The organism is Nitrospirillum bahiense (assembly GCF_007828025.1).
In the GTDB taxonomy this organism is placed as follows: domain Bacteria; phylum Pseudomonadota; class Alphaproteobacteria; order Azospirillales; family Azospirillaceae; genus Nitrospirillum; species Nitrospirillum amazonense.
In genome coordinates, this window is record NZ_VITO01000005.1 from 1 (window position 1) to 20,950 (window position 20,950).

Annotated in this window: 7 protein-coding genes; 5 read left to right on the top strand and 2 right to left on the bottom strand. The window is 68.2% G+C overall.

Features of this window, described 5'->3' with window-relative positions; all coding sequences use genetic code 11:
* A partial coding sequence (locus FBZ88_RS08530) for an S-layer family protein (RefSeq protein WP_145616426.1) occupies positions 1–16,412 on the bottom strand: 16,412 nt, incomplete at its 3' end.
* A 497-nt stretch (positions 16,413–16,909) separates the two neighbouring features.
* Positions 16,910–17,284, bottom strand: coding sequence for an LLM class flavin-dependent oxidoreductase (locus FBZ88_RS08535; protein ID WP_246138569.1), 375 nt, complete (start codon positions 17,282–17,284; stop codon positions 16,910–16,912).
* 60 nt (positions 17,285–17,344) lie between these two features.
* On the opposite strand from FBZ88_RS08535, the gene arsH reads away from it, so the two are divergent.
* From arsH to arsB, 5 genes are read left to right on the top strand one after another with little or no spacing between them, the layout of a single operon-like run.
* Positions 17,345–18,094 (top strand): arsenical resistance protein ArsH, encoded by a 750-nt coding sequence (arsH, locus tag FBZ88_RS08540; RefSeq protein WP_145616428.1) that lies wholly within the window; start codon positions 17,345–17,347, stop codon positions 18,092–18,094.
* 5 nt (positions 18,095–18,099) lie between these two features.
* Positions 18,100–18,453 (top strand): ArsR/SmtB family transcription factor, encoded by a 354-nt coding sequence (locus tag FBZ88_RS08545; RefSeq protein ID WP_145616429.1) that lies wholly within the window; start codon positions 18,100–18,102, stop codon positions 18,451–18,453.
* A 27-nt stretch (positions 18,454–18,480) separates the two neighbouring features.
* Positions 18,481–18,690, top strand: coding sequence for an arsenate reductase/protein-tyrosine-phosphatase family protein (locus FBZ88_RS31515; protein WP_145616430.1), 210 nt, complete (start codon positions 18,481–18,483; stop codon positions 18,688–18,690).
* Positions 18,687–19,517 (top strand): arsenate reductase (glutaredoxin), encoded by an 831-nt coding sequence (gene arsC, locus FBZ88_RS31520; RefSeq protein WP_145616431.1) that lies wholly within the window; start codon positions 18,687–18,689, stop codon positions 19,515–19,517. The genes FBZ88_RS31515 and arsC overlap by 4 nt, the downstream gene beginning before the upstream one ends.
* Positions 19,518–19,540: 23 nt before the next feature.
* The gene (arsB, locus tag FBZ88_RS08560) at positions 19,541–20,566 is read left to right on the top strand and encodes an ACR3 family arsenite efflux transporter (protein ID WP_145616652.1); all 1,026 of its coding nucleotides are present in this window, start codon (positions 19,541–19,543) and stop codon (positions 20,564–20,566) included.
* Positions 20,567–20,950: the final 384 nt, after the last annotated feature.

A 20,950-nucleotide genomic window follows, 5' to 3' on the forward strand; every position in this document is an offset into this window, starting at 1 on the left:
CCCGAGGCGAAGGTCAGGTTGCTCAGGCTGTTGCGGATGGTACCGCCGCTGAAGCTGCCCACCGTGCCGTTGCTGCCGCCCACGATGACCAGGTCATTGGCGCTGGCGTTGACCACGTTGCCGATGATGGCGCCGCTGTTGGCCAGCGTGCCCAGGCTGCCGACACTGGTGATCAGCACCGCCGTGGCGGCGTTGATCGTGCCGGTGTTGGTCAACGTCCCCAGCGTGCCACTGACATAGTCGCTGAGCAGGGTCAGCAGCAGGTCGGTGGCGGCCCCGTTGGCGCCCGTGCCCAGCGTGGCGCTGAAGCCACTGGCGGCGGCGCTGAGGCCGCTGGTGGTCAAGGTCCCACCCACCTCGGCGATGGTGTAGCTCTGCCCCGCGATCAGGTTGCTGCCCGACAGCGCCGTCACCGCCACGGTGCCGCCGGTGAAGGCGGCGTTGCCGCTGACCAGCAGCTCACCCGCCGTACCACTGCCGATGCCCATGGCCAGGGTGCCGGCCGACTGGCTGTAGTTGCCCGTCACGCTGATGGCGTTGGTCAGCAGCACGTTGGCGCCGCTGTTCACCAGCGTGCCGGCACCAACGTTGACCTGGTCGTTCAGCACCAGGTTGCCGCTGGCCAGTTCCACATTGGCGCCGGTGCTGGTGATCGTGCCGATGCCCCCAGTCCCCGTCAGCGTGCCCACGGTGGACCCGGTGCCGCCGGTGATGCTGAGGCTGGCGGTGCCGGCGTTGGTGATGTTGCCGGATATCGTACCGCTGTTGGCCAGGGTGCCCAGCGTGCCCGTGCCGGCGATGTAGAGCGCCGTGGCGCCGCCGGCGGTGTTGGTCAGGCTGCCGGTGACGGCCAAGCTAGCCAGAGTGCCGCCGATATAGTCGTTGGCGGCGACGGCCAGCAGGCTGGTGCCGCTGGTCGTGCCGGTCGCCGCCAGGCCGGCGACACCGCTGACCACCGTGGCCCCGGTGTAGGTGGAGCCGTTGCCGCCCCGGATCAGGGTGACGCTGTCGCCCACCAGGTAAGTGCCGGTGCCGCTGAGAGCGGCGGACACCGTGCCGCCGCCGACGCCGGCGGTGCCGCTGACGTTCAGGCTATGGCCGGCCACGTCCAGTGTGCCCGCCGTCTGGCTGTAGTTGCCCGTCACCGCCACGTCGCCGGCCAACGTCAGGCTGGCCCCGCTGTTGCTGACCGTGTGGCCGGTGACGTCGATGGCATCGCCCAGGCTGACATTGCCCGACGCGAAACCGAGGTTGCTCAGGCTGTTGTGGATGGTGCCGCCGCTGAAGCTGCCCACTGCCGTGCCGCTGCCACCCGCGATCACCAGATCGTGGCTGCTGGTGTTGAGCAGGTCGCCGATCAGGGCGCCACTGTTGGAAAGATTGCCCAGGCTGCCGCTGGCCGCGATGTAGACGACCGTGGCGGCGGTGAGGGTGCCGGTGTTGGAAAGATTGCCCAGGGTACCGCCGACATAGTCGTTGCCGATCACCGCCAGCAGGTTGGTGCCCACCACGCCCTGGCTCACCAACAGCCCGGTCAGGGAGCCCTGCACCGCCACGCCGGTATAGCTGGACCCGGTGCCGCCGGCGACCAGCGTTGTGACACTGCCGGCCAGGAAGTTGCCTGTGGACGCGAAATCCGCAAGCACGGTGCCGCCGCTCAGGCTGGCGGCGTCGCTGACAGCCAGGGCCCCGCCGCTGGCGATTTCCAGGGTCAGGGTGCCGGCCGTCTGGCCGTAGGCGCCGGTGACGCTGACCAGGCTGTCCAGAATTACCGAGGCGCCGCTGTTGACCAGCGTGTGGCCGGCCACGTCCACGGCGTCGTTCAGCAACAGGTTGCCCGAGGCCAACACCACGTTGCTGAGGGTGCTGGTGATGAGGCCCTGGCTGCCGGCGGCATAGCCGGTCAGGGTGCCCACGATCGTCCCGCTGCCGCCGGTGATGCTGAGGGTGTTGGCCGACAGGTTCAGGATGTTGCCGGTGACGGTGCCGCTGTTGGCCAGCACGCCGAGGCTGGCGCCTATGTCGATGTACAGGGCCGTGGGTGCTGTGATCAGGCCGCTGTTGGCCAGGGTGCCGATGGTTCCGGCGTTGTAGACACCGTAGGTGGCACCCAGGATGGTGCCGCTGTTCAGCACCGTGGCGATGTTGCCCGTGTTGTACAGGCCGGCGGCGGTAGGGGCGCCGGCATCGATCAGGGCGCCCTGATTGTCCAGCACCTCGATGGTGCCGGCGTTGTAAAGGGCCATCTGGCCGGCGACGGTGCCGCTGTTGCTGAGCGTGCCGATGCTGGCCCCCGCCTGGTTGCCCAGGCCGGTGACGCTGCCCATCACTGTGCCCTGGTTGCCCAGGGTGCCGATGGATCCCGCGTTGCTGATGCCGGCGACGCTGCCCAGGACGGTACCGTCATTGCTGAAGCTGCCGACCCGGCCCTGGTTCAGCACGGCGATGGTGCCGATCAAGGTGCCGGTGTTGGACAGGCTGCCAACGGTGCCCCCGGCGGCGACGTGGACGGCCGTCGGGGCGTTGATCACGCCACCGTTGCCCAGGCTGCCCAGCGTATCGCCGACATAGTTGTTGGCGATCATCGCGACCAGATCGACACCGCCGCCGATGGTGACGGTGCTGAGCGTTACGTCCACGCCGCTCACATTCACCAGGGCCGTCAGCCCGGTATAGCTGGAGCCGGTGCCGCCCACCACCAGGGTGCCCAGCACGGCGCCCACCAACTGATTGCTGGACGCCGAAACCGAGGCCGCCACCGTGCCCCCGCTGAGCGCGGCGACGCCGGTGACCACCAGCTGGTTAGCGTCCAGCAGCAGGCTGCCGCTGGTCTGGCGGTAGTCGCCGGTGATGGTCAGGGTGCTGGCCAGGTGAAGCGTGGCGCCTGTGTTGGACACCGTGTGGCCCGCCGCGGCGATCATGTCGTTCAGCAGCAGGGTACCGCCGGCGAAGACCACGTCGCCGCCCGTGCTGGTCAGCGTGCCGATGCCGGCCCCCGGCCCCGACAACTGCCCCGTCAGCGTGCCGACCAAAGTACCGGCGCCGCCTGTGATCACCAGCGCGCCGGCGCCGCCGTTCAGGATGTCGCCGGCGATGGTGCCACTGTTGACGATGGTGGCGAGGCTGCCCAGGTTGACCAGGGCATGGGCGGTGCCGGTCAGCAGGCCGCTATTGACCAGGGTGGCGAGGGTGCCGCTGCCGGCCACATAGACGCCCGTGGCCGCCGACAGGGTGCCGCTGTTGGTGACACTGCCCAGCGAACCGCCGACATAATCGTTGCCGACCGTAAGGGTCAGCCCATTGCTGACGGTGCCCTGCGCGGCGGACAGGCCGGTGATGCCGCTGACCTGCAGTTGCGCCGCCACGGTGGCGCCGCCGGCCGCCTGCAGCAGGGTGCTGGTCCCCACCAGATAGTTGGCGGTGGAGGACAGGTTGGCCAGCACGGTACCGCCGACGGTGGCGGTGCCGCTGACCACAAGTTCAGCCGCCTGGGTGTCGTTCCGCGTCAGCACCAGGCTGCCGCCAGTCTGGCTGTAATCGCCGCTGACCGTCACGGCATTGGCCAGCGCCAGGGTCGCGCCGCTGTTCACCACGGCGTGGCCGGTGGCGATGATATCATCGTCCAGCAGCAGGGCACCGGCCGCGAAGACCACGTTGCCCCGGGTGTTGGTGATCGTGCCCCTGCCCGACAGGCCCGTCAGCGTGCCCAGGCCGCCCCCGGCACCGGTGAACACCAGGTCCTGCGCCGCGTCGTTCACGATGGCGCCGCGGATCAAGCCGCTGTTGGCGATGGTGCCCAGAGTACCGTCGTTGTACAGCGCCGTGACACCCGCCAAGGTGCCGCCGGCGGCGTTCATCAGGACCGCCAGCGTGCCGCTGTTATGGAGGCCGACGGTGCCGGTGATGGTGCCGCTGTTGGAAACGGTGGCGATGCCGCCGCCGTTGTACAGGCCGGCGCGGGACATGGCGCTGATCAGGCCCGTGTTGCTGACCAGGGTGGCCGTACCGATGTTGTGGACGCCATCGCGGCCGCCGGTGATGGTGCCGTTGTTGGCCAGGGTGCCCAGGGTGCCGACGTTGGCGGCCGCACTGCTGGCCCCCATGACGGTGCCGTCGTTCACCAGGGTGCCGACGACCCCGTTGTTGGCGACGCCGATCGCACCGCCCGACAACAGGCCGGTGTTCGACAGGGTGCCGACGCTGCCGGAGGCGGCGACGTAGCCGGCGGTGCGCACGCCGGAAATGGTGCCGCTGTTCGACGCGTTGCCGATGGTGCCACCGATATAGTCGTTGGCGAACTGCAGCAGCAAGGCGCTGGTGCCCGCCACCGTCACGATGGTGGTGTTGCCGGCGAAGCCGGCCAGGGCGGTGATGAGGTTGGCACCGCTGAGGTCGATGCCACCGCCGGCCTGCATCAGGGTATAGCCGTTGCCATAGAGATAGGTGCCGCCAGCGCTGAGCGTGGCCTGAACCACGCCACCGCTGACGACGATGCCCTGGCTGGCGACCAGGCGGCCGGTGCCGGGATCGATGCTGAGGGTGCCGCCGGTCTGGGCGTAGGCGCCGGTAATGCTGACCTGGTTGGCCAGCCGCAAGGTGGCGGCGTGGTTCACCACCGTGTGACCAGCGGCCTCGATGGCATCGGCCAGCAGCAGGTCGCCGGACGCGAACACCACGTTGGACAGGGTATTCACGATGGTGCCGCCGGTGAAGGTGCCCACCGTGCCGCCGGCCCCGCCGCTGATGGAGAGATCGACGGCCGACAGGTTGCGGATGTTGCCGGCCAGCGTGCCGGTATTGATCAGCTGGCCCAAGCTGCCGCCCGCCGCGATATAGACGGCCGTGGCGGCCGACAGGCTGCCGCTGTTGGTCAGGGTGGCGTAGGCGCCGCCGATATAGTCGTTCTCCGCCACCAGCAGCAGGGTGTCGCCGCTGACGGCACCTGTGCCGGTCAGGCCGGTGAGGACTGAGCTGACAGTGGCGCCGCTGTAGTTTGACCCGTTGCCGCCGGCCACCAGGGTGCCCAGCGTACCCGCCAGGTAGTTGCCGTTGGCGTCCAGGGTGGCCAGCACGGTGCCGCCGGTGATGCTGGCGGCACCGCTGGCCGTCAGCCCATTGTTCACGGTGGCCCCCAGGGTGCCGTCCGTCTGGCTGTAGGCGCCGGTGACGCTGAGGGCGTCCGCCAGCTGCAGGTTGGCGCCGGCATTTGCCACGGTATGGCCGGCGGCCTGGATGCCGTCGTTCAGCCAGATGTTGCCGATGGCAAGGACCACATCGCCGCCGACGGCGATGGTGCCCTGGCTGCCCAGGGCGCCGCCGGTGAAGGTGCCCTGGGCAGCGCCGCTGCCGCCGACGATGGTCAGGGTGCCGGCGGCCACCCGGATGTCGCCGGCGATGGTGCCGCTGTTGCCCAGGGTGTCGAGGCGCCCGCCCCCGGTCACCACGATGCCGCCGCTCAGCTGGCCCTGGTTGTCGAGGGAAAGCAGCGTGCCGGTGCCGCCGATGGAAACGGTGGCGATGCCGCCGACGTTCAGGGCGGAGGCGACCACGCCGCCGTCGACAGCCAGGCCGGCCGTCTGCCCGGTCAGGGTGCCGACATTGTCGAGGAAAGTGATCAGGCCGCCGCTGTTGCGCAGGCCATAGCTGCCGCCGCCAATGGAGCCGTCATTCACCAGCGCACCGACGGTGCCGACATTGCGCAGGCCAGCGTTCTGGCCGACCAGCGTGGTGCTGTTGGTCAGGGTGCCCAGCGACCCTGTGGTGGCCACATACAGCGCCGTGCTGGCGTTGTTGACCGCGCCGGTGATGGACAGCGTGGCGAGCGTGCCGCCAATATAGTCGTTCAGCGCCACAGCCTGCAGGGCGTTGCTCACCACCGTACCGCCCAGACCGAAGCCGGTCACCAGGTTGGTGATGCTGAGGCCCGTATAGTCGGACCCCACCCCGCCCTGCACAAGTGGCCCCAGGATGCTGCCGGCCATATAGTTGGCGGTGCCCGAGGCGCTGATGACGGTGGCGCTACCACCTGTGAACCGTGCCGCCCCGGTGACGGACAGCATGTCGCTGCCGATGCCCAACCGCAGGCTGCCGCCCGTCTGGTCGTAGTCGCCGGTGACGGCGACCGTGCCGCCGAGCGTCAGGTCGGCACCGCTGTTCACCACCGTGTGGCCGGCGGCGTCGATGGCATCGGCCAAGCGCACATCGCCGGACGCGAAGACCACGTTGGACAGGGTATTGACGATGGTGCCGCCGGTGAAGGTGCCCACCGTGCCCCCGGTCCCACCGGTGATGGACAGGTCAAAGGACGAGAGGTTGCGGATGTTGCCGGCCAGCGTGCCGGTGTTGGCCAGCTGCCCCAAGCTGCCGCTGGCGGCGATGTAGACCGCCGTCGCGGCCAACAGGCTGCCGCTGTTGCTGAGCGTGGCGTAGGCGCCGCCGATATAGTCGTTGCCGCCCACGAACAGCAGGCTGTCGCCGCTGGCCGCACCGCTGCCGATCAGGCCGGTCAGGGCGGAGCCCACCACAGCGCCGCTGTAGTCGGAAGCGGCGGCGCCGGCCACCAGGGTGCCCAGCGTACCCGCCAGATAGTTGCCGCCAGCATCCAGGGTGGCCAGGACGGTGCCGCCGGTGATGCCGGCGACGCCGCTGACCGTCAGGCCGTGGTCCAAGGTGACACCTAGGGTGCCGGCCGTCTGGCTGTAGGCACCCGTGACGCTGATGCCGCCGGCCAACGCCAGATAGGCGCCGGTATTGGCCACGGTCGCCGCCTGCACGCTGTCGTTCAGCAGGACATTGCCGCTGGCCAGCACCAGGTTGCCGCCGGTAATGCTGAGGGCACCCTGGCTGCCCAGGGTGGCGCCGGTGAAGATGCCCATCACCGTGCCGCTGCCGCCGGTGACGGTCAGGTCGCCCGAGGTGGCCACGTCGCCGGCGATGATGCCGGTATTGGCCAGCAGGCCGATGGCGCCCGCGGAAATGCCGATGCTGCCGCCGGCGATGGTGCCCTGGTTGATGAGGGTGCCCAAGGCGCCGGCCTCCACACCCACCACGCCGCCGCCGATCACACCCAGACTGGTGATGGACAGCAGGCCGATGGCGCCGGCACCGCCGATGCCGGCGTTGGTGGTGCCGAGGATGGTGCCGCTGTTGACCAGGGTGCCAAGGGAACCGGCATTCCCTATGCCGCTGGCGGTACCGCTGATCACGCCGCCGATGGTGTTGATGAGGGTGCCGATTCCCCCGGTCTGCTCCACATGAATCTGGGTGCCGATGCTGCCGCTGTTGGACAACAGGCCCAGCGTGCCACCGACATCGAACGTGTCGCCGATGGCGCCGCTGTTGACGGCCGTGTCGATGACGCCGTCCGCGAACAGGCCGCCCAGGGTGCCGGCGTTGGTCAGCCTATGGATGAGGCCGGTGTTATGGAGGCCGACCCCGCCGCCGGTGATGGTGCCGCTGTTCAACAGCGTGCCGATGGTGCCCAGGTTGGCGATGGCGGTGCTGCCGACGCTGCTGATCACACCGCCGGTGTTGGCCAAGGTCCCCAGGGTGCCGGTCTGGGCCACGTAAACAGCCGCGCCATTCTGGACACTGAGCGTCCCGGTGTTGCCCAAGCTGGAGTAGGTGCCGCCGATATAGTCGTTCCGCGCCACGCCCACCAGGGCGGTGCCGGCGATGGCGCCGCTGAGGGTCAGGCCGGTGGCGTCATCGGTCACCACCACGCCGGCGTAGTCGGAGCCGGCATCGCCGGCAACCAGGGTCCCCACCGTGCCGCCCTGCAGGCAATTGCCGGCGGCGGCACCGATCAGCTGCACCTGCCCGTTGGTCAGGCTGGCGCTGCCGCTGGCCGCCAGCTGACCAGCGCCTGTCACCAGGACCAGGGTGCCCCCCGTCTGGGCATAATTGCCGGTGATGCTGACGGTGCCGGTCAGGGTCAGGTCCGCGCCGATGTTCCGTACCGTGTTGCCGCCGACATTGACGCTGTCGTTCAGCAGCACGTCGCCCGATGCGAAGAGCACGTCGCCCAGCGTGTTGCTGATGATGCCCTGGTTGGTCAGGGCGGCGCCGGTAAAGGTGCCGGTCCCGATGGTGGTATTGCCCAGCGTGCCGCCCATGATGGTCAGGTTGGGCGTGGCCGTGGCGTTGTTGATGATGTTGCCGGCGATGGTGCCGCCGTTGGCCAGCGCGAAGAATTGGCCTTGGGCGCCGATGCTGAGGGCGGTGGCACCGCTGATCAGGCCGCCGTTGAAGTTGAGGATGGAGCCCAGTGTGCCACCGTCCTGCACCTGGACGCCGCCACTGATCCGCCCGATATTGCCAAGCGCGAACATCGAACCGCCGCCGCTGATGGCGACGGTGGCGATGCTGCCGTCGTTCAGGGCAAACATCACGCTGCCGCCGTCCACCGCCAGGCCGGCTGTCTGGCCCGCCAGGGTGCCGTGGTTGCCGAGGAAGGTGATGGCGCCCCCGCTGTTGCGCAGGCCATAGGCACCGCCGGCGATCGTCCCGTCGTTCAGCAGCGCGCCGATGGTGCCGAAATTGCGCACGCCGGCGTTCTGGCCAACCAGCGTTGTGCTATTGGTCAGCGTGCCGCTGATGGAGGCAGTGGCGGCCACATACAGCGCCGTGCTGGCATTGCTGACGGCGTTGGTGATGGTCAGGGCGGACAGCGTGCCGCCGATATAGTCGTTCAGCGCCACGGCCTGCAGGGCGTTGTTCGCCACCGTGCCGCCCAGCCCGAATCCGGCCACCGTGTTGGCGATGCTGATACCGGTGTAGTCGGACCCCGCCCCACCCTGCACCAGGGTACCGAAGATGCTGCCGGCCATATAGTTGACGGCGCCTGAGAAACCGGTGACGGTGGCCACGCCGCCCGCGAACCGGGCCGCCCCGGTAACGGACAGCAGGTCGCTGCCGATACCCAGCCGCAGGCCACCGCCCGTCTGGCTGTAATCGCCGGTGACGGCCACGGTGCCGCCCAGGGTCACGGCGGCGCCGCTGTTCACCAGGGTGTGGCCGGTCACGTCGACGGCATCGGCCAGGCGCACATTGCCGGATGCGAGCACCACGTTGGACAGGGTGTTGATGAGGGTGCCGCCGGTGAAGGTGCCAACCGTGCCCGTGGTTCCGCCAGCGATGGAAAGGTCGACAGCCGACAGGTTGCGGACGTTACCCACCAGCGTGCCGGTGTTGGAAAGATTGCCCAGGCTGCCGGTGGCCGCGATGTAGACCGCCGTCGCGGCCGACAGGCTGCCGCTGTTGCTGAGCGTGGCATAGGCGCCGCCGATGTAGTCGTTGCCGCCCACGAACAGCAGCGTGCCGCCGCTGAGCGCGCCGCTGCCCACCAGGCCGGTCAAGGCAGAGACCACGCTGGCGCCGTAGCTGGACCCGTTGGCCGCCGCCACCAGGGTACCCAGCGTGCCCGCCAGGTAATTACCGCTGGCGGCCAGGGAGGCCAGGACCGTGCCGCCGGTGATGTTGGCGACGCCGCTGGCCGTCAGACCGTTGTTTACCGTGACGCCCAGGGTGCCGACCGTCTGGCTGTAGCCGCCGGTGACGCTGACGGCACCGGCCAGCTGAAGGTTGGCGCCGTTGTTGATCAGGGTGTGGCCGCTGACGACGACATTGTCGTTCAGCAGGATGTTGCCACCGGCCAGCACCACATTGCCGCTGGTGACGGTGATGGTGCCCCGGTTGGTCACGGTGGCGCCACTGAAGGTGCCCGCCACCGTGCCGGTGCCGCCGGTGATGGTCAGGGTGCCGGACGTGGCCTGGATGTCGCCCAGGATGGTGCCGCTGTTGTTCAGCAGATCCGGCTGGTTGGTGAGGGACAGGGCGTTGGCGCCACTGATCAGGCCGCTGTTCAGGATGGTGCCGAAGGCGCCGGACAGGGCCGTGCCGCCGGCGCCGGTGGCACGGATGGTGCCGCGGTTGTCCACCGTGCCCGTGGCGTTGGAGGAAAAGACGCCGTACTGGGCGCCGCTGATCAGGCCTCGGTTGACCAGGGTGCCTAGGGAACCGGCATTCTCAATGCCGCTGGCGGCACCGCTGATCACGCCGCCGACGGTGTTGACGAGGGTACCGACACCGCCCGTCTGCTCCACATAAATCTGGGTGCCGATGCTGCCGCTGTTGGACAACAGGCCCAGCGTGCCCCTGACATCGAACACGCCGCCGATGGTACCGCTGTTGACAGCCGTGTCGATGACGCCGTCCGCGAACAGGCCGCCTAGCGTGCCGTCATTGGTCAGCGTATGGATGAGGCCGGTGTTGTGGAGGCCAATCCCGGCGCCGGTGATGGTGCCGCTGTTCGACAGCGTGCCGATGGTGCCCAGGTTGGCGATGGCGGTGCTGCCGACACTGCTGATCACGCCGCCGGCGTTGGCCAGGGTGCCCAGAGTGCCGGTCTGGGCCACGTAAACGGCCGCGCCGTTTTGGACGCTGAGCGTCCCGGTGTTGCCCAGGCTGGCGTAGGTGCCGCCGATGTAGTCGTTCCGCACGACGGCGATGAGGTCGGTACCAATGGTGACCCCGGCCAGGCTGAGGCCGGCGCCATCGCCACTGAGCGTCACGCCGGCATAGTCGGAACCGGCGCCGCCGGTCACCAGGGTTCCCACCGTGCCGCCCTGGAAATAATTGTTGGTGGCGGCCCCAACCAGTTGCACCTGCCCGTTGGTGAGGCTGGCGCTGCCGCTGACGGCCAGCAGGCCGGCCCCCACCGCCACGCCCAGGCTGCCCCCTGTCTGGGCATAGTCGCCCGTGATGTTGACGGTGTTGGCGACGGTGATGCCGGCACCGGTGTTCCGCACGGTAAAGCCGTTGGTGGTGATGTTATCGTTCAGCAGCAGATCGCCGCCGGAGAAGACCACGTCGGCATACCGGGTGGTGATGTGGCCTTGATTGGTCAGGTTGGCGCCGGTCAGGGTGCCGATGGTGCCGCCGGTACCCCCAGCGATGGTGAGGGCGGCCGCCAGCGTGCCCGGTCCGGCGTTGTTAGGGTCGAAGTTGTTGTCGATGTTGCCGGCGATGGTGCCGCTGTTGACCAGCAGGTCCACCTGGCTGCCCACGAAGATCTCCAGGGCCGTGCCGCCCTTGATCAACCCGGCATTGGCGAGGGTGCCGATCTTGCCGCCGTTGAAGAGGCCGATGCCGAAACCAGGGGCGGTGATGGTGCCGCTGTTGGCCAGGCGGACGATGGTGCCGGGGCTGACCAGGGCGAAGGACGCGCCACTGCTGATGGTGCCGCCGTTGTTGTCCAGCAGGCCGATGGTGCCGTTGTTATAGAAGCCCACCCCGTTGGTGGACATCAGGGTGCCGCTGTTGGACAGGGTGGTGATGGTGGCGTAGTTGCGCAGGGCGACGTTGGTCCCCCCACCGATCAGGCCGCTGTTGGTCAGCGTGTCAATGGTGCCGTTGTTCACCATGTCCGACCGGACGGCGGTGACCCTGCCGCTGTTGTCGAAGGTCCCGATGCTGCCGAAGTTCATCATGGCCAGCCCGTTGGTCACGGTCGCCGCGATGGTGCCGCTGTTGGACAGCCGGGTGATGGTGCCGCTGTTCCAGATCCCGTAGGACTGCCCAAGGATCGTGCCGCTGTTGTTGATCGAGCCGACGGCGACGACGGTGCTGGCCAGGGACAGGGCGGTCCGGCCGCTGATCAGGCCCAGGGTCTGGTTATCGATGGTGGCGAGGGTGTACTGGTTGCTGCCCAGGATGGCGACCGTGCCGCCGGTAATGGTGCCGGCGTTGATCAGCGTGCCGATGCTGCCCATCGACACGGCGTACGCCCCGCCCTGGATCAGGCCGCTGTTATCCAGCAGGCCGATGGTGCCGCTGGCCTGACCGATGACGCCGTAGGTGCTGCCGGCCAGCGTGCCGCTGTTGGTGAAGGTCCCCAGTCTGTTGGTCAGATACAGGGCGGTGACGCCAGTGGCGACACCGGTGTTGCCGATGCTGGCGAGGTTGCTGCGGATGTAATAGTTGCCAGCCACGGCCAGCAGGTTGGCGCCGTCCGATCCCAGGTTGGCCGTCACACGCTCGGTCGAGGCGATAAGGGAACCGGCCAGGCTGGTGTAGCTGCCGCCGGCGGCGCTCACCAGGGTGCCCAGGGTGTCGCCCAGCAGATAGGTGGCGCCATTGTTGACCGCCACGGTGCCGGTGACCGTGGCGCCGGTGATGCTGGCGCTACCGCTGACGGCCAGGGCGGTGTTGTTGGTGACGATCAGGGCGCCACCCACCTGGGTATAGTCGCCGGTGATGGCAAGGTTGCCGGTCGCGTCGACGATGCCGCCGGTGTTGACCAGGGTGTGGCCGCTGACGTTCACATTCTCGGCCAGGCGCAGGCCGCCGCTCAGCATCACGTTGCCGAGGGTGTTGATGATGGCGCCGCCGGTCAGCACGCCCACCGTGCCGGCCGTCCCGCCGATGATGGACAGGTCGTGCGCCGACAGGTTCAGGATGGTGCCGGACAGGGTGCCGGTATTGACCAACTGGCCCAGGCTGGCGGTGGCGGCGATGTAGACCGCCGTGGGGGCCGACACCGTGCCGCTGTTGGTCAGGGTGGCCAGGGTGTCGCCGATATAGTCGCTCTGCGCCAGCAGCAGCAGGTTGGCGCCGTCGTTCCCGCCGGTGAGGGTGATGCCCGTCTGGGGCGCCACCGTCACGGACGCGCCGGTGTAATCGGAGCCGGCGCCGCCCACCACCACCGTGGTGGGGGCACCCACCACGTAGTTGGCCTGCGTCGGCAGGCTGCTCAGGCTGACCTGGGCGCCGGTCAGGCTGGCGGCACCGCTGACCACCAGCTGGGCGCCGTTGGACAGGCTCAAGCTGCCGCCGGTCTGGGCGTAGTCGCCGGTGATGCTGACGGTGTTGGCCAGCGTGATGCCGGCACCGGTGTTCATCACCGTGTGGCCGGCGGCATCGATGGTGTCGTTCAGCAGCAGGGCGCCACTGGTGAAGACCACGTTGCTGAAGGTGTTGCTGATGGTGCCCTGGCTGTTGGCGGCATAGCCGGTGAAGGTGCCGATGGTGCCGCCGCTGCCGCCCGCGATGGTCAGGCCGCCGTACGAATAGCTGTCGTTCAGGGTGCCGTTGACGATGTTGCCGGCGATCAGGCCGGCGTTGACCAGGGTGCCGATGCTGCCGCCGAAGACCATCGCCACAGCCTCGGGCGCCAGGATGGTGCCGGTGTTGGACACCGTGCCGATGGTCCGCAGCGACTGCAGGAGGCCGTATTGGTTGCCGGTGCCACCACTGACGGTGATCAGCCCGCTGTTCAGCACGGCGGCGATGGACCCGACGTTGTAGATGCCGACACCGTCCAGGATGGCCGCGATGGTGCCGCTGTTGCTGACCGTGGCTACGGTGGCGTTGTTGACGATACCTAAACCGCTGGCGCCCACGGCGATCCGGCCGCTGTTGGACAGGACGCTGGCCACGGTGCTTTGGCTGAGGATGCCGACGTGGGCCAGGATGGTGCCGGTGTTGGACACCGTGCCGATGGCGGCGGCGGTGCCGACGCGGATGCCGAACTGGGCGGTGCTCGCGCTCACGCGCGCGTCGATCAACCCGTCGTTGGCCAGCGTGCCGATGGTGGCGGCACGCACATCGATCCCCGCGCCCACGGTACCGGAGGTGAGATGACCCCGGTTGAGCAGCGTGCCGATGGACGCGCCATCGGCGACATAGGCCGCGATGCTGCCGGTGTCCACGGTGCCGGTCAGCGTCAGGCTGGCGGCGTTGGCGCCGATATAGTCGCTGGTGGCCACCGCCAGCAGGTTGGCGCTGTCGGTGCCCAAGGCGGCCGTCAGCGGGCCGAGGCCGCTGGCGACGGTGCCGCTGAGACCCGTGTAGGCGCCGCTGACCGCGGACACCAGGGTGGACAGTGCGTCACCCACCAGGTAGGTGGCGCCCGCCGACAGGGTGGACAGCATGGCGATGACGCTGCCGCCCGTCATGGTGGCGCCGCCGCTGACCGCCAGCCCGGCACCCGGCTGCAGGACCAGGGTGCCGGCCGTCTGCGCATAGTTGCCGGTGACGCCAACGACGCTGGCCAGCGTGACGGAGGCACCGCTGTTGGCTAGGGTGTGGCCGCTGACATTGACCGCATCGTCAAGCAGAAGGCTGCCGCCGCTGAGCACCAGGTCGCTGAAGCTGTTGGTGAGGGTGCCGCCCGTCAGCGTGCCCACCACGCCGCCGGTGCCGCCGCTGATGGACAGGGTATTGGCCGAGAGGTTCCGGATGTCGCCGGTCAGCGTGCCGGTGTTGACCAGTTGGCCCAGGCTGCCGGTGGCGGCGATGTAGACGACGGTGGCGCCCGACAGGCTACCGCTGTTGGTCAGCGTGGCCAGCGTACCGCCGACATAGTCGTTACCGGCCACCACCAGCACGCCGTTGCCGGCCACGCTGCCGGTCAGGCTGGCACCGGTCAGCGCACCGAGGGAAACGGACACGCCGGTGAAATCGGATCCGCCGCCGCCGACCACCACGGTGACAGGGCTGCCGACGACGTAGTTGCCAGCGGCGTTGGGGGCGATGCTGACGGTCGCGTTGGTCAGGCTGGCGGCGCCGCTGACCGTCAGCGCGCCGCTGTTGGTCAGGACCAGGCTGCCGCCCGTCTGGGCGTAGGCGCCAGTGACGTTGATGGGGTTGACCAGCGTGAGGGCGGTGCCGGTGTTCAGCACCGTATGCCCTGTGGCGTTGATGCGGTCGTTCAGCAGCAGGTTGCCGCCGGCGAAATACAAATCACTGTTGGCGTTGGTGAACACACCCACGACACCGGTGCCGCCGGGATTGAGCGTGCCGGAGAAGCCGGTCAGGGTGCCGACCGTGCCGGCAGTGCCGCCCAGGACGGTCACGTTGGGCACGCTGGCGGTGAGGGTGCTGGTGCTGATGTTGCCGGCGATGGTGCCGGAATTCACGATGGTCAAGAACGCGCCGCTGGGGCCGCTGGCAATGGTTTGCACGACCAGGGCCTCAGGCGCCGAAATCAGGCCGCTGTTGACCAGCGTGCCGATCGTGGCCGTCCGTTGCACGATGCCATAGTTGTAGGTGCTGTTGGCGCCAAGAAGAATGGCGCCGCTGTTGACCAGCGTGCCGAGGGTCGCGCTGCTGAGGACACCGGCGGATCCGGCGCGCATGTCGATGGTGCCGCTGTTGACCAGCGTCTGGATGGTGCTGACCGTGGTGTAGATGCCGATGCCGTTGGTCGTGCCCGTGATCGTGCCGCTGTTCGACAGCAGGCCGACGGTGGCGTTGAAGGCCGTGATGCCGTAGCGGATCTGCTGGATCGTGCCGCTGTTCGACAGGGTGCCCACGACGGCGTTCCGCGCGACGGCAATGCCGGTCTGCGGCATACCGTTGAGGGACACATGCAGGTCGATCAGACCGGCGTTGATCAGGGTGCCGATGGTGGCGCCGGTGCCGATGCTCAACCCGATGGTGTCGCCGGTCAGGTGCCCGGTATTGACCAGGGTACCGATGCTGACGCCGGGCGCCACATAGGCGGCGACGGGCGTGGTGCCGTTGGTGTCCACCGTACCGGTCAGCATCAGGCTGGGCGTGCCGGCGCCGATATAGTCGTTCAGAGCCTGCGCCACCAAGTTGCCGCCGGCCGTGCCGAGGGTGGCGGCCAGGCGAGCCAGACTGCTGGTGATGCTGCCGGTCAGGCCGGTATAGGTGCCGCTGCCGGCAGCCACCAGGGTGGCCAGGGCATCCCCCACCAGGTATGTGGCGCCGGCCGACAGGGTGGACAGGGTGGCGGTCACCTGGCCACCGGCCAGGCTGGCATTGCCGGTGATCACCAGTTCGCCCGAGGCGCCCAGTGCCAGGGTGCCGGACGCCTGGGTGTAGTCGCCGGTGACGGTGACGATGCTGGTCAGGGTGACGGCAGCGCCGCTGTTGATCAGGGTGTGGCCGCTGACGTTGACGGCGTCGTTCAGCAGGAAACCGCCCGTGAGAATCAGGTTGCTGAGCGTGTTGGTGATGGTGCCCTGGTCGCTCATGCCCGTGTAGGTGCCCACGGCGGTGCCGCCACCCAGGGTCAGATCCGTGCTGCCGTTGTTGATGACGGCGCCCAGGATGGTGCCGCTGTTGCGCAACACGCCCAGGGTGCTGTCACTGGAAATGGAGACGGCGAAGCCGGAGCCGCCGATCACGCCGCTGTTGACGATGCTGGTGATCGACGATCCGTTGCCCAGCGCGATGCCGCCCAGGCCGGTTTTGATGGTGCCGCCGGCGGTGATCAGCAGCGGATTGACACGGGCGTTTTTGAAGAAGGCGCCGATGGTGCCGGCACCGATCACCGTATTGCCGGTGAGGGTTACACCGGTGGATAAAAAATTGCCGCTGTAGGTGGTGAAGGCGATCTGGGCGTGGACGGGCCGGGGCGCCGCCATGCCGATGGCCACCACCATTAGGGATGTTCCAGCCAACAGGGTCTGCCGGGTGGAAGGGGACCGCGACCTTTGCTTGTTTTCTACGTCTTCAGGATAGGTTGCCGCCTTGCCAAATCCCCACAACCCCATCACGTCCCCCTGCCCCGGATCGCTAGTGAACCATGCGCCCGCAACACCAAGCCCCAACGTGCTACGCGCATGGTTTCACTGCATTTTTTGCCAAATGGCCGCCAGCCGCGCTGGCCTGAAAGCACCCGTAAATATACGCAATAATTACATGCAATATCTTTAGTATTATAGGACGACACCCAGTTCAAACCAACACAACCTGCGTACACATACAGCATATTCCCCAAAGCAACGTCGCGCATTTGTGCTACAGACACGAATGGATTCTGGCGTCCATTTGGGACGATACTCCCGTCCCCATCCGTATTGTGATCAGTTCTGATGAACGCGACTCGGCGGACGATTTTTAGCGAAGTATGGCAAATGGCATAAGTGTGACGTGGCCGTTACGCCGAGATGGCCCCCGAAGTACCGCGGCGGCAGTTCGCGGCGGAGAGCTGTGCCGTCTTCAACTGGGTGCTGAAGGGGGAAGCGCTGGATCTGCTGCGCGCCGAATGCCCGCGCTTCGTGGCGTGGGTCAATGTGTAGAATTCACCGCTATGGTCGATGGTCTGGCCATTCAGCAAGGCCCGCAGGACGGTCATGACCTCCGTCGCACGGCGGCAGCGCGGGCCCGACGCCGGCGTCTCGCCCCGGAGATCACTGGAGATGATGTTGACGGCCAGGCGCCCGCCCAGCATGCGGTCCAGCGTGGCCAGTTGGCGCGCGGCTTGCTGAGGCCACAGTTCGCCGCAGCGGATGCCGGTCAAGGTGCGCAGCAACCATCCCCACCCCAATAAAGGGCATTGATTTTTCCATAATTGTCGAAACATAGTAGGACTATGATCGACCTACCCAACATCGACGCTCTCCGGTTCGACGCCCCCGACCTGGACAAGCTCACGCCCAAGCGGATTTCCACCCATCCACCGCGCATCCTGCTGCTCTACGGTTCGCTGCGGGAGCGGTCCTACAGCCGCTTCCTGACGCAGGAGGCCGCCCGCCTGCTGGAGCGGTTCGGGTGTGAGACCCGCATCTTCGACCCCGCTGGCCTGCCGCTGCCCGACAGCGTGCCGCCCACCCATCCCAAGGTCGCGGAACTGCGCGAGCTGTCCATCTGGTCCGAGGGCCAGGTGTGGTGCTCGCCCGAGCGCCACGGCACCCTCACCGGCGTGTTCAAGAGCCAGATCGACTGGCTGCCGCTGGAGACGGGTAGCGTCCGGCCCACCCAGGGCCGCACCCTGGCGGTGATGCAGGTGTCGGGGGGCAGCCAGTCCTTCAACGCCGTGAACGCCATGCGGGTGCTGGGCCGCTGGATGCGGATGGTGACCATCCCCAACCAGTCGTCGGTGGCGAAGGCCTATCAGGAATTCGACGACGACGGCCGCATGAAACCGTCCGCCTACTACGACCGTGTCGTGGACGTGATGGAGGAACTGGTGAAGTTCACCCTGCTGGTGCGCGACCGCGCAGACTACCTGGTCGACCGCTACAGCGAGCGCAAGGAGGCGGCGGCCAAGGAGCCGAAGCCCGACCTGGGTGTCGTGGCCATGAGCCATGAGAGGCCCACGCCAACCTCCGGAAAGGCGTGACCGCCATGGAACCGAAAGCCGCCATCGACGCCTTTGCCGCTCTCGCCCAGGAGACCCGCCTGAGCGTCTTCCGCCTGCTGGTGCAGGCGGGCCCCAACGGCATGACCGCCGGTGAGGTCGCCGCCCGCGTGGCTGTGCCGTCCTCGACCCTGTCGCACCACCTGGGCCTGCTGGAACGGGCGGGCCTGCTACGCTCCTGGCGGGTGCAGCGGCAGATCTTCTACGCCACCGACTACGAGGGCACCCGCCGCCTGCTGGCCTTCCTCATGGAAGATTGCTGCCAGGGCCTGCCCGAACTGTGCGGCACCGGTATCACCGAGGTGATCGACTGCTGCCCGAAACCCACCATCGACGCCTGACGGCCGCCATCCAGCCCGGGGCTCCCCATGACCGACCGCGTCTTCAACGTCCTGTTCCTCTGCACCCACAACAGCGCCCGCAGCATGATGGCGGAGAGCATCCTGAACCGCATCGGTGGCGGCCAAATCGAGCGGCGCCTGCAGGCCTTCACCAGCCTGCCCCTGGCCTCGCTGGACCGCATGGCCATCAAGCGCCACCTGGACGACCTGGCCACCCATCGGGAGCCGGCGGCATGAGCACCATCACCATTTACCACAACCCCGGTTGCGGCACGTCGCGCAACGTCCTGGCCATGATCCGCCAGACCGGCGCCGAGCCTGAGGTGATCGAGTACCTGAAGGTCCCGCCCAGCCGTGAGGAACTGGCCGACCTGATCCGACGCGCGGGCCTGACGGTGCGCCAAGTGCTGCGCCGCAAGGGCACACCCTATGCCGAGCTGGGCCTGGACGATCCGAAATGGACCGATGACGACCTGTTGAACTTCATGATGGCCCACCCCGTCCTGATCAACCGGCCCATTGTGGTGACGCCGCGGGGTGTGACGCTGTGCCGGCCGTCCGACGTCGTGCTGGACCTGCTGCCCGACCTGCCGCATGCGGATTTCGACAAGGAGGAAGGGGCGCCCTTCCTGGTGGATGAGCCAATTCCGGCCACCGATTCCGGCCTGGTGGCGGCACTGACGGCCGCCGGCCTGCCGGTGGAGGATCTGACCAACGGCGAGGGCCGCTTCTTCGCCTACCAGACCCTGGGCGGCACGCCGGCGGGCTATGGCGGCTATCTGTCGTTGGGGTCGGACATCCTGGTCCGTTCCATCACAGTACCGGAGACGATGCGGGGCAAGGGCGTGGGGCGCAATCTGGTCACCCTGCTGCTGCGCCGCGCCTGGGAGGAAGGCCACCAGCGGGCCTGGCTGTTGACCACGTCCGCCGGCGGCTTCTTCGAAAAGGCTGGATTCAAGCCCGTGGCCCGCGACCAGGCCCCTGCCACCGTCCTCGCCACCCCCCAGGCCCAGGGCCTGTGCCCCTCCACCGCGACGCTGCTGTCGCGCACCATCACCGTCTGAGGACCGCCCCCATGTCCGGCGCCATGTCCCGCTTCGAACGCTACCTCAGCCTGTGGGTGGCGCTGTGCATCGTCGCCGGCATCGCCCTGGGCCATCTGCTGCCGGGCCTGTTCAGCGCCGTGGCGGCGGCCGAGGTGGCCAAGGTCAACCTGCCGGTGGCGGTGCTGATCTGGCTGATGATCATCCCCATGCTGCTGAAGATCGACTTCGGCGCCCTGGCGCAGGTGAAGGAGCATTGGCGCGGGGTGATGGTCACCCTGTTCATCAACTGGGCGGTCAAGCCCTTCTCCATGGCGCTGCTGGGCACGCTGTTCATCGGGACCCTGTTCGCCGACCTGCTGCCGGCAGGCCAGGGCCCATCCTACATCGCCGGCCTGATCCTGCTGGCGGCGGCGCCCTGCACGGCCATGGTGTTCGTCTGGTCCAACCTCTGCGAGGGCGAGCCCCACTTCACCCTCAGCCAGGTGGCGTTGAACGACCTGATCATGGTGTTCGCCTTCGCGCCGCTGGTGGGCCTGCTGCTGGGCGTGGCCTCCATCACCGTGCCTTGGGCCACCCTGGCACTGTCCGTCGCGCTCTACATCGTCGTGCCGGTGGTGGTGGCGCAGGCCTGGCGCCGGGCCCTGCTGGCGGGTGGCGAGGCGCGGCTGCAGCACGTCCTGTCCGTGCTGCAGCCCCTATCCCTGGTGGCGCTGCTGACCACCCTGGTGCTGCTGTTCGGCTTCCAGGGCCCGCAGATCCTGGCCCAGCCCCTGGTGATCGCCCTGCTGGCCGTGCCCATCCTCATCCAGGTCTACCTGAACGCCGGCCTGGCCTACCTGCTGAGCCGCCAGTTCGGCGTGGCCTGGTGCGTGGCGGCACCGGCGGCCCTGATCGGCGCCAGCAACTTCTTCGAGCTGGCCGTGGCCGCCGCCATCAGCCTGTTCGGCCTGAACTCCGGCGCTGCCCTGGCCACCGTCGTGGGCGTGCTGGTGGAGGTGCCGGTCATGCTGTCGGTGGTGCGCCTGGTGAAAGCCAGCCGGCCCTGGTACGAGCGCGGGACCGTGTGATGGATGCGTCGGTCGGAGACGGTCCCGTGGTGCACGGCCCTGCGCGTCACGGGTTCATCTCCGGCCTTGGCGTGGCGCAGATCGTCTCTTGGGGGACGCTGACCTACGTCCTACCAGCTGGTCCTGGCGGCGTCTCTGGGATGTGGCCTGGTGATCGCCGCCAGGCTTCCTGTTTGCTGCCCGAGCATCGACCCACTGATCCCCTGCTCCGCGATCTCGGCCCTCATAGGGCGCTCCCACGACGTCCGGTCGCTGCGCACCGCCGATCCAATGCCTGGCAAGCCCCTGGTCACACCTGCCGCATTGCATTCCTGGTCAGCGCAGCCTACCTCTAGGCGCATGTCACGCCGTCGGCTTGCCTCTTCATTGATTCCAACCAGCCTG

Excerpts from the sequence above, each read along its gene's own strand:
- arsH (WP_145616428.1), top strand. The coding sequence starts at position 17,345 with ATGATCGACCTACCCAACATCGACGCTCTCCGGTTCGACGCCCCCGAC.
- FBZ88_RS08545 (WP_145616429.1), top strand. The coding sequence starts at position 18,100 with ATGGAACCGAAAGCCGCCATCGACGCCTTTGCCGCTCTCGCCCAGGAG.
- FBZ88_RS31515 (WP_145616430.1), top strand. The coding sequence starts at position 18,481 with ATGACCGACCGCGTCTTCAACGTCCTGTTCCTCTGCACCCACAACAGC.
- arsC (WP_145616431.1), top strand. The coding sequence starts at position 18,687 with ATGAGCACCATCACCATTTACCACAACCCCGGTTGCGGCACGTCGCGC.
- arsB (WP_145616652.1), top strand. The coding sequence starts at position 19,541 with ATGTCCCGCTTCGAACGCTACCTCAGCCTGTGGGTGGCGCTGTGCATC.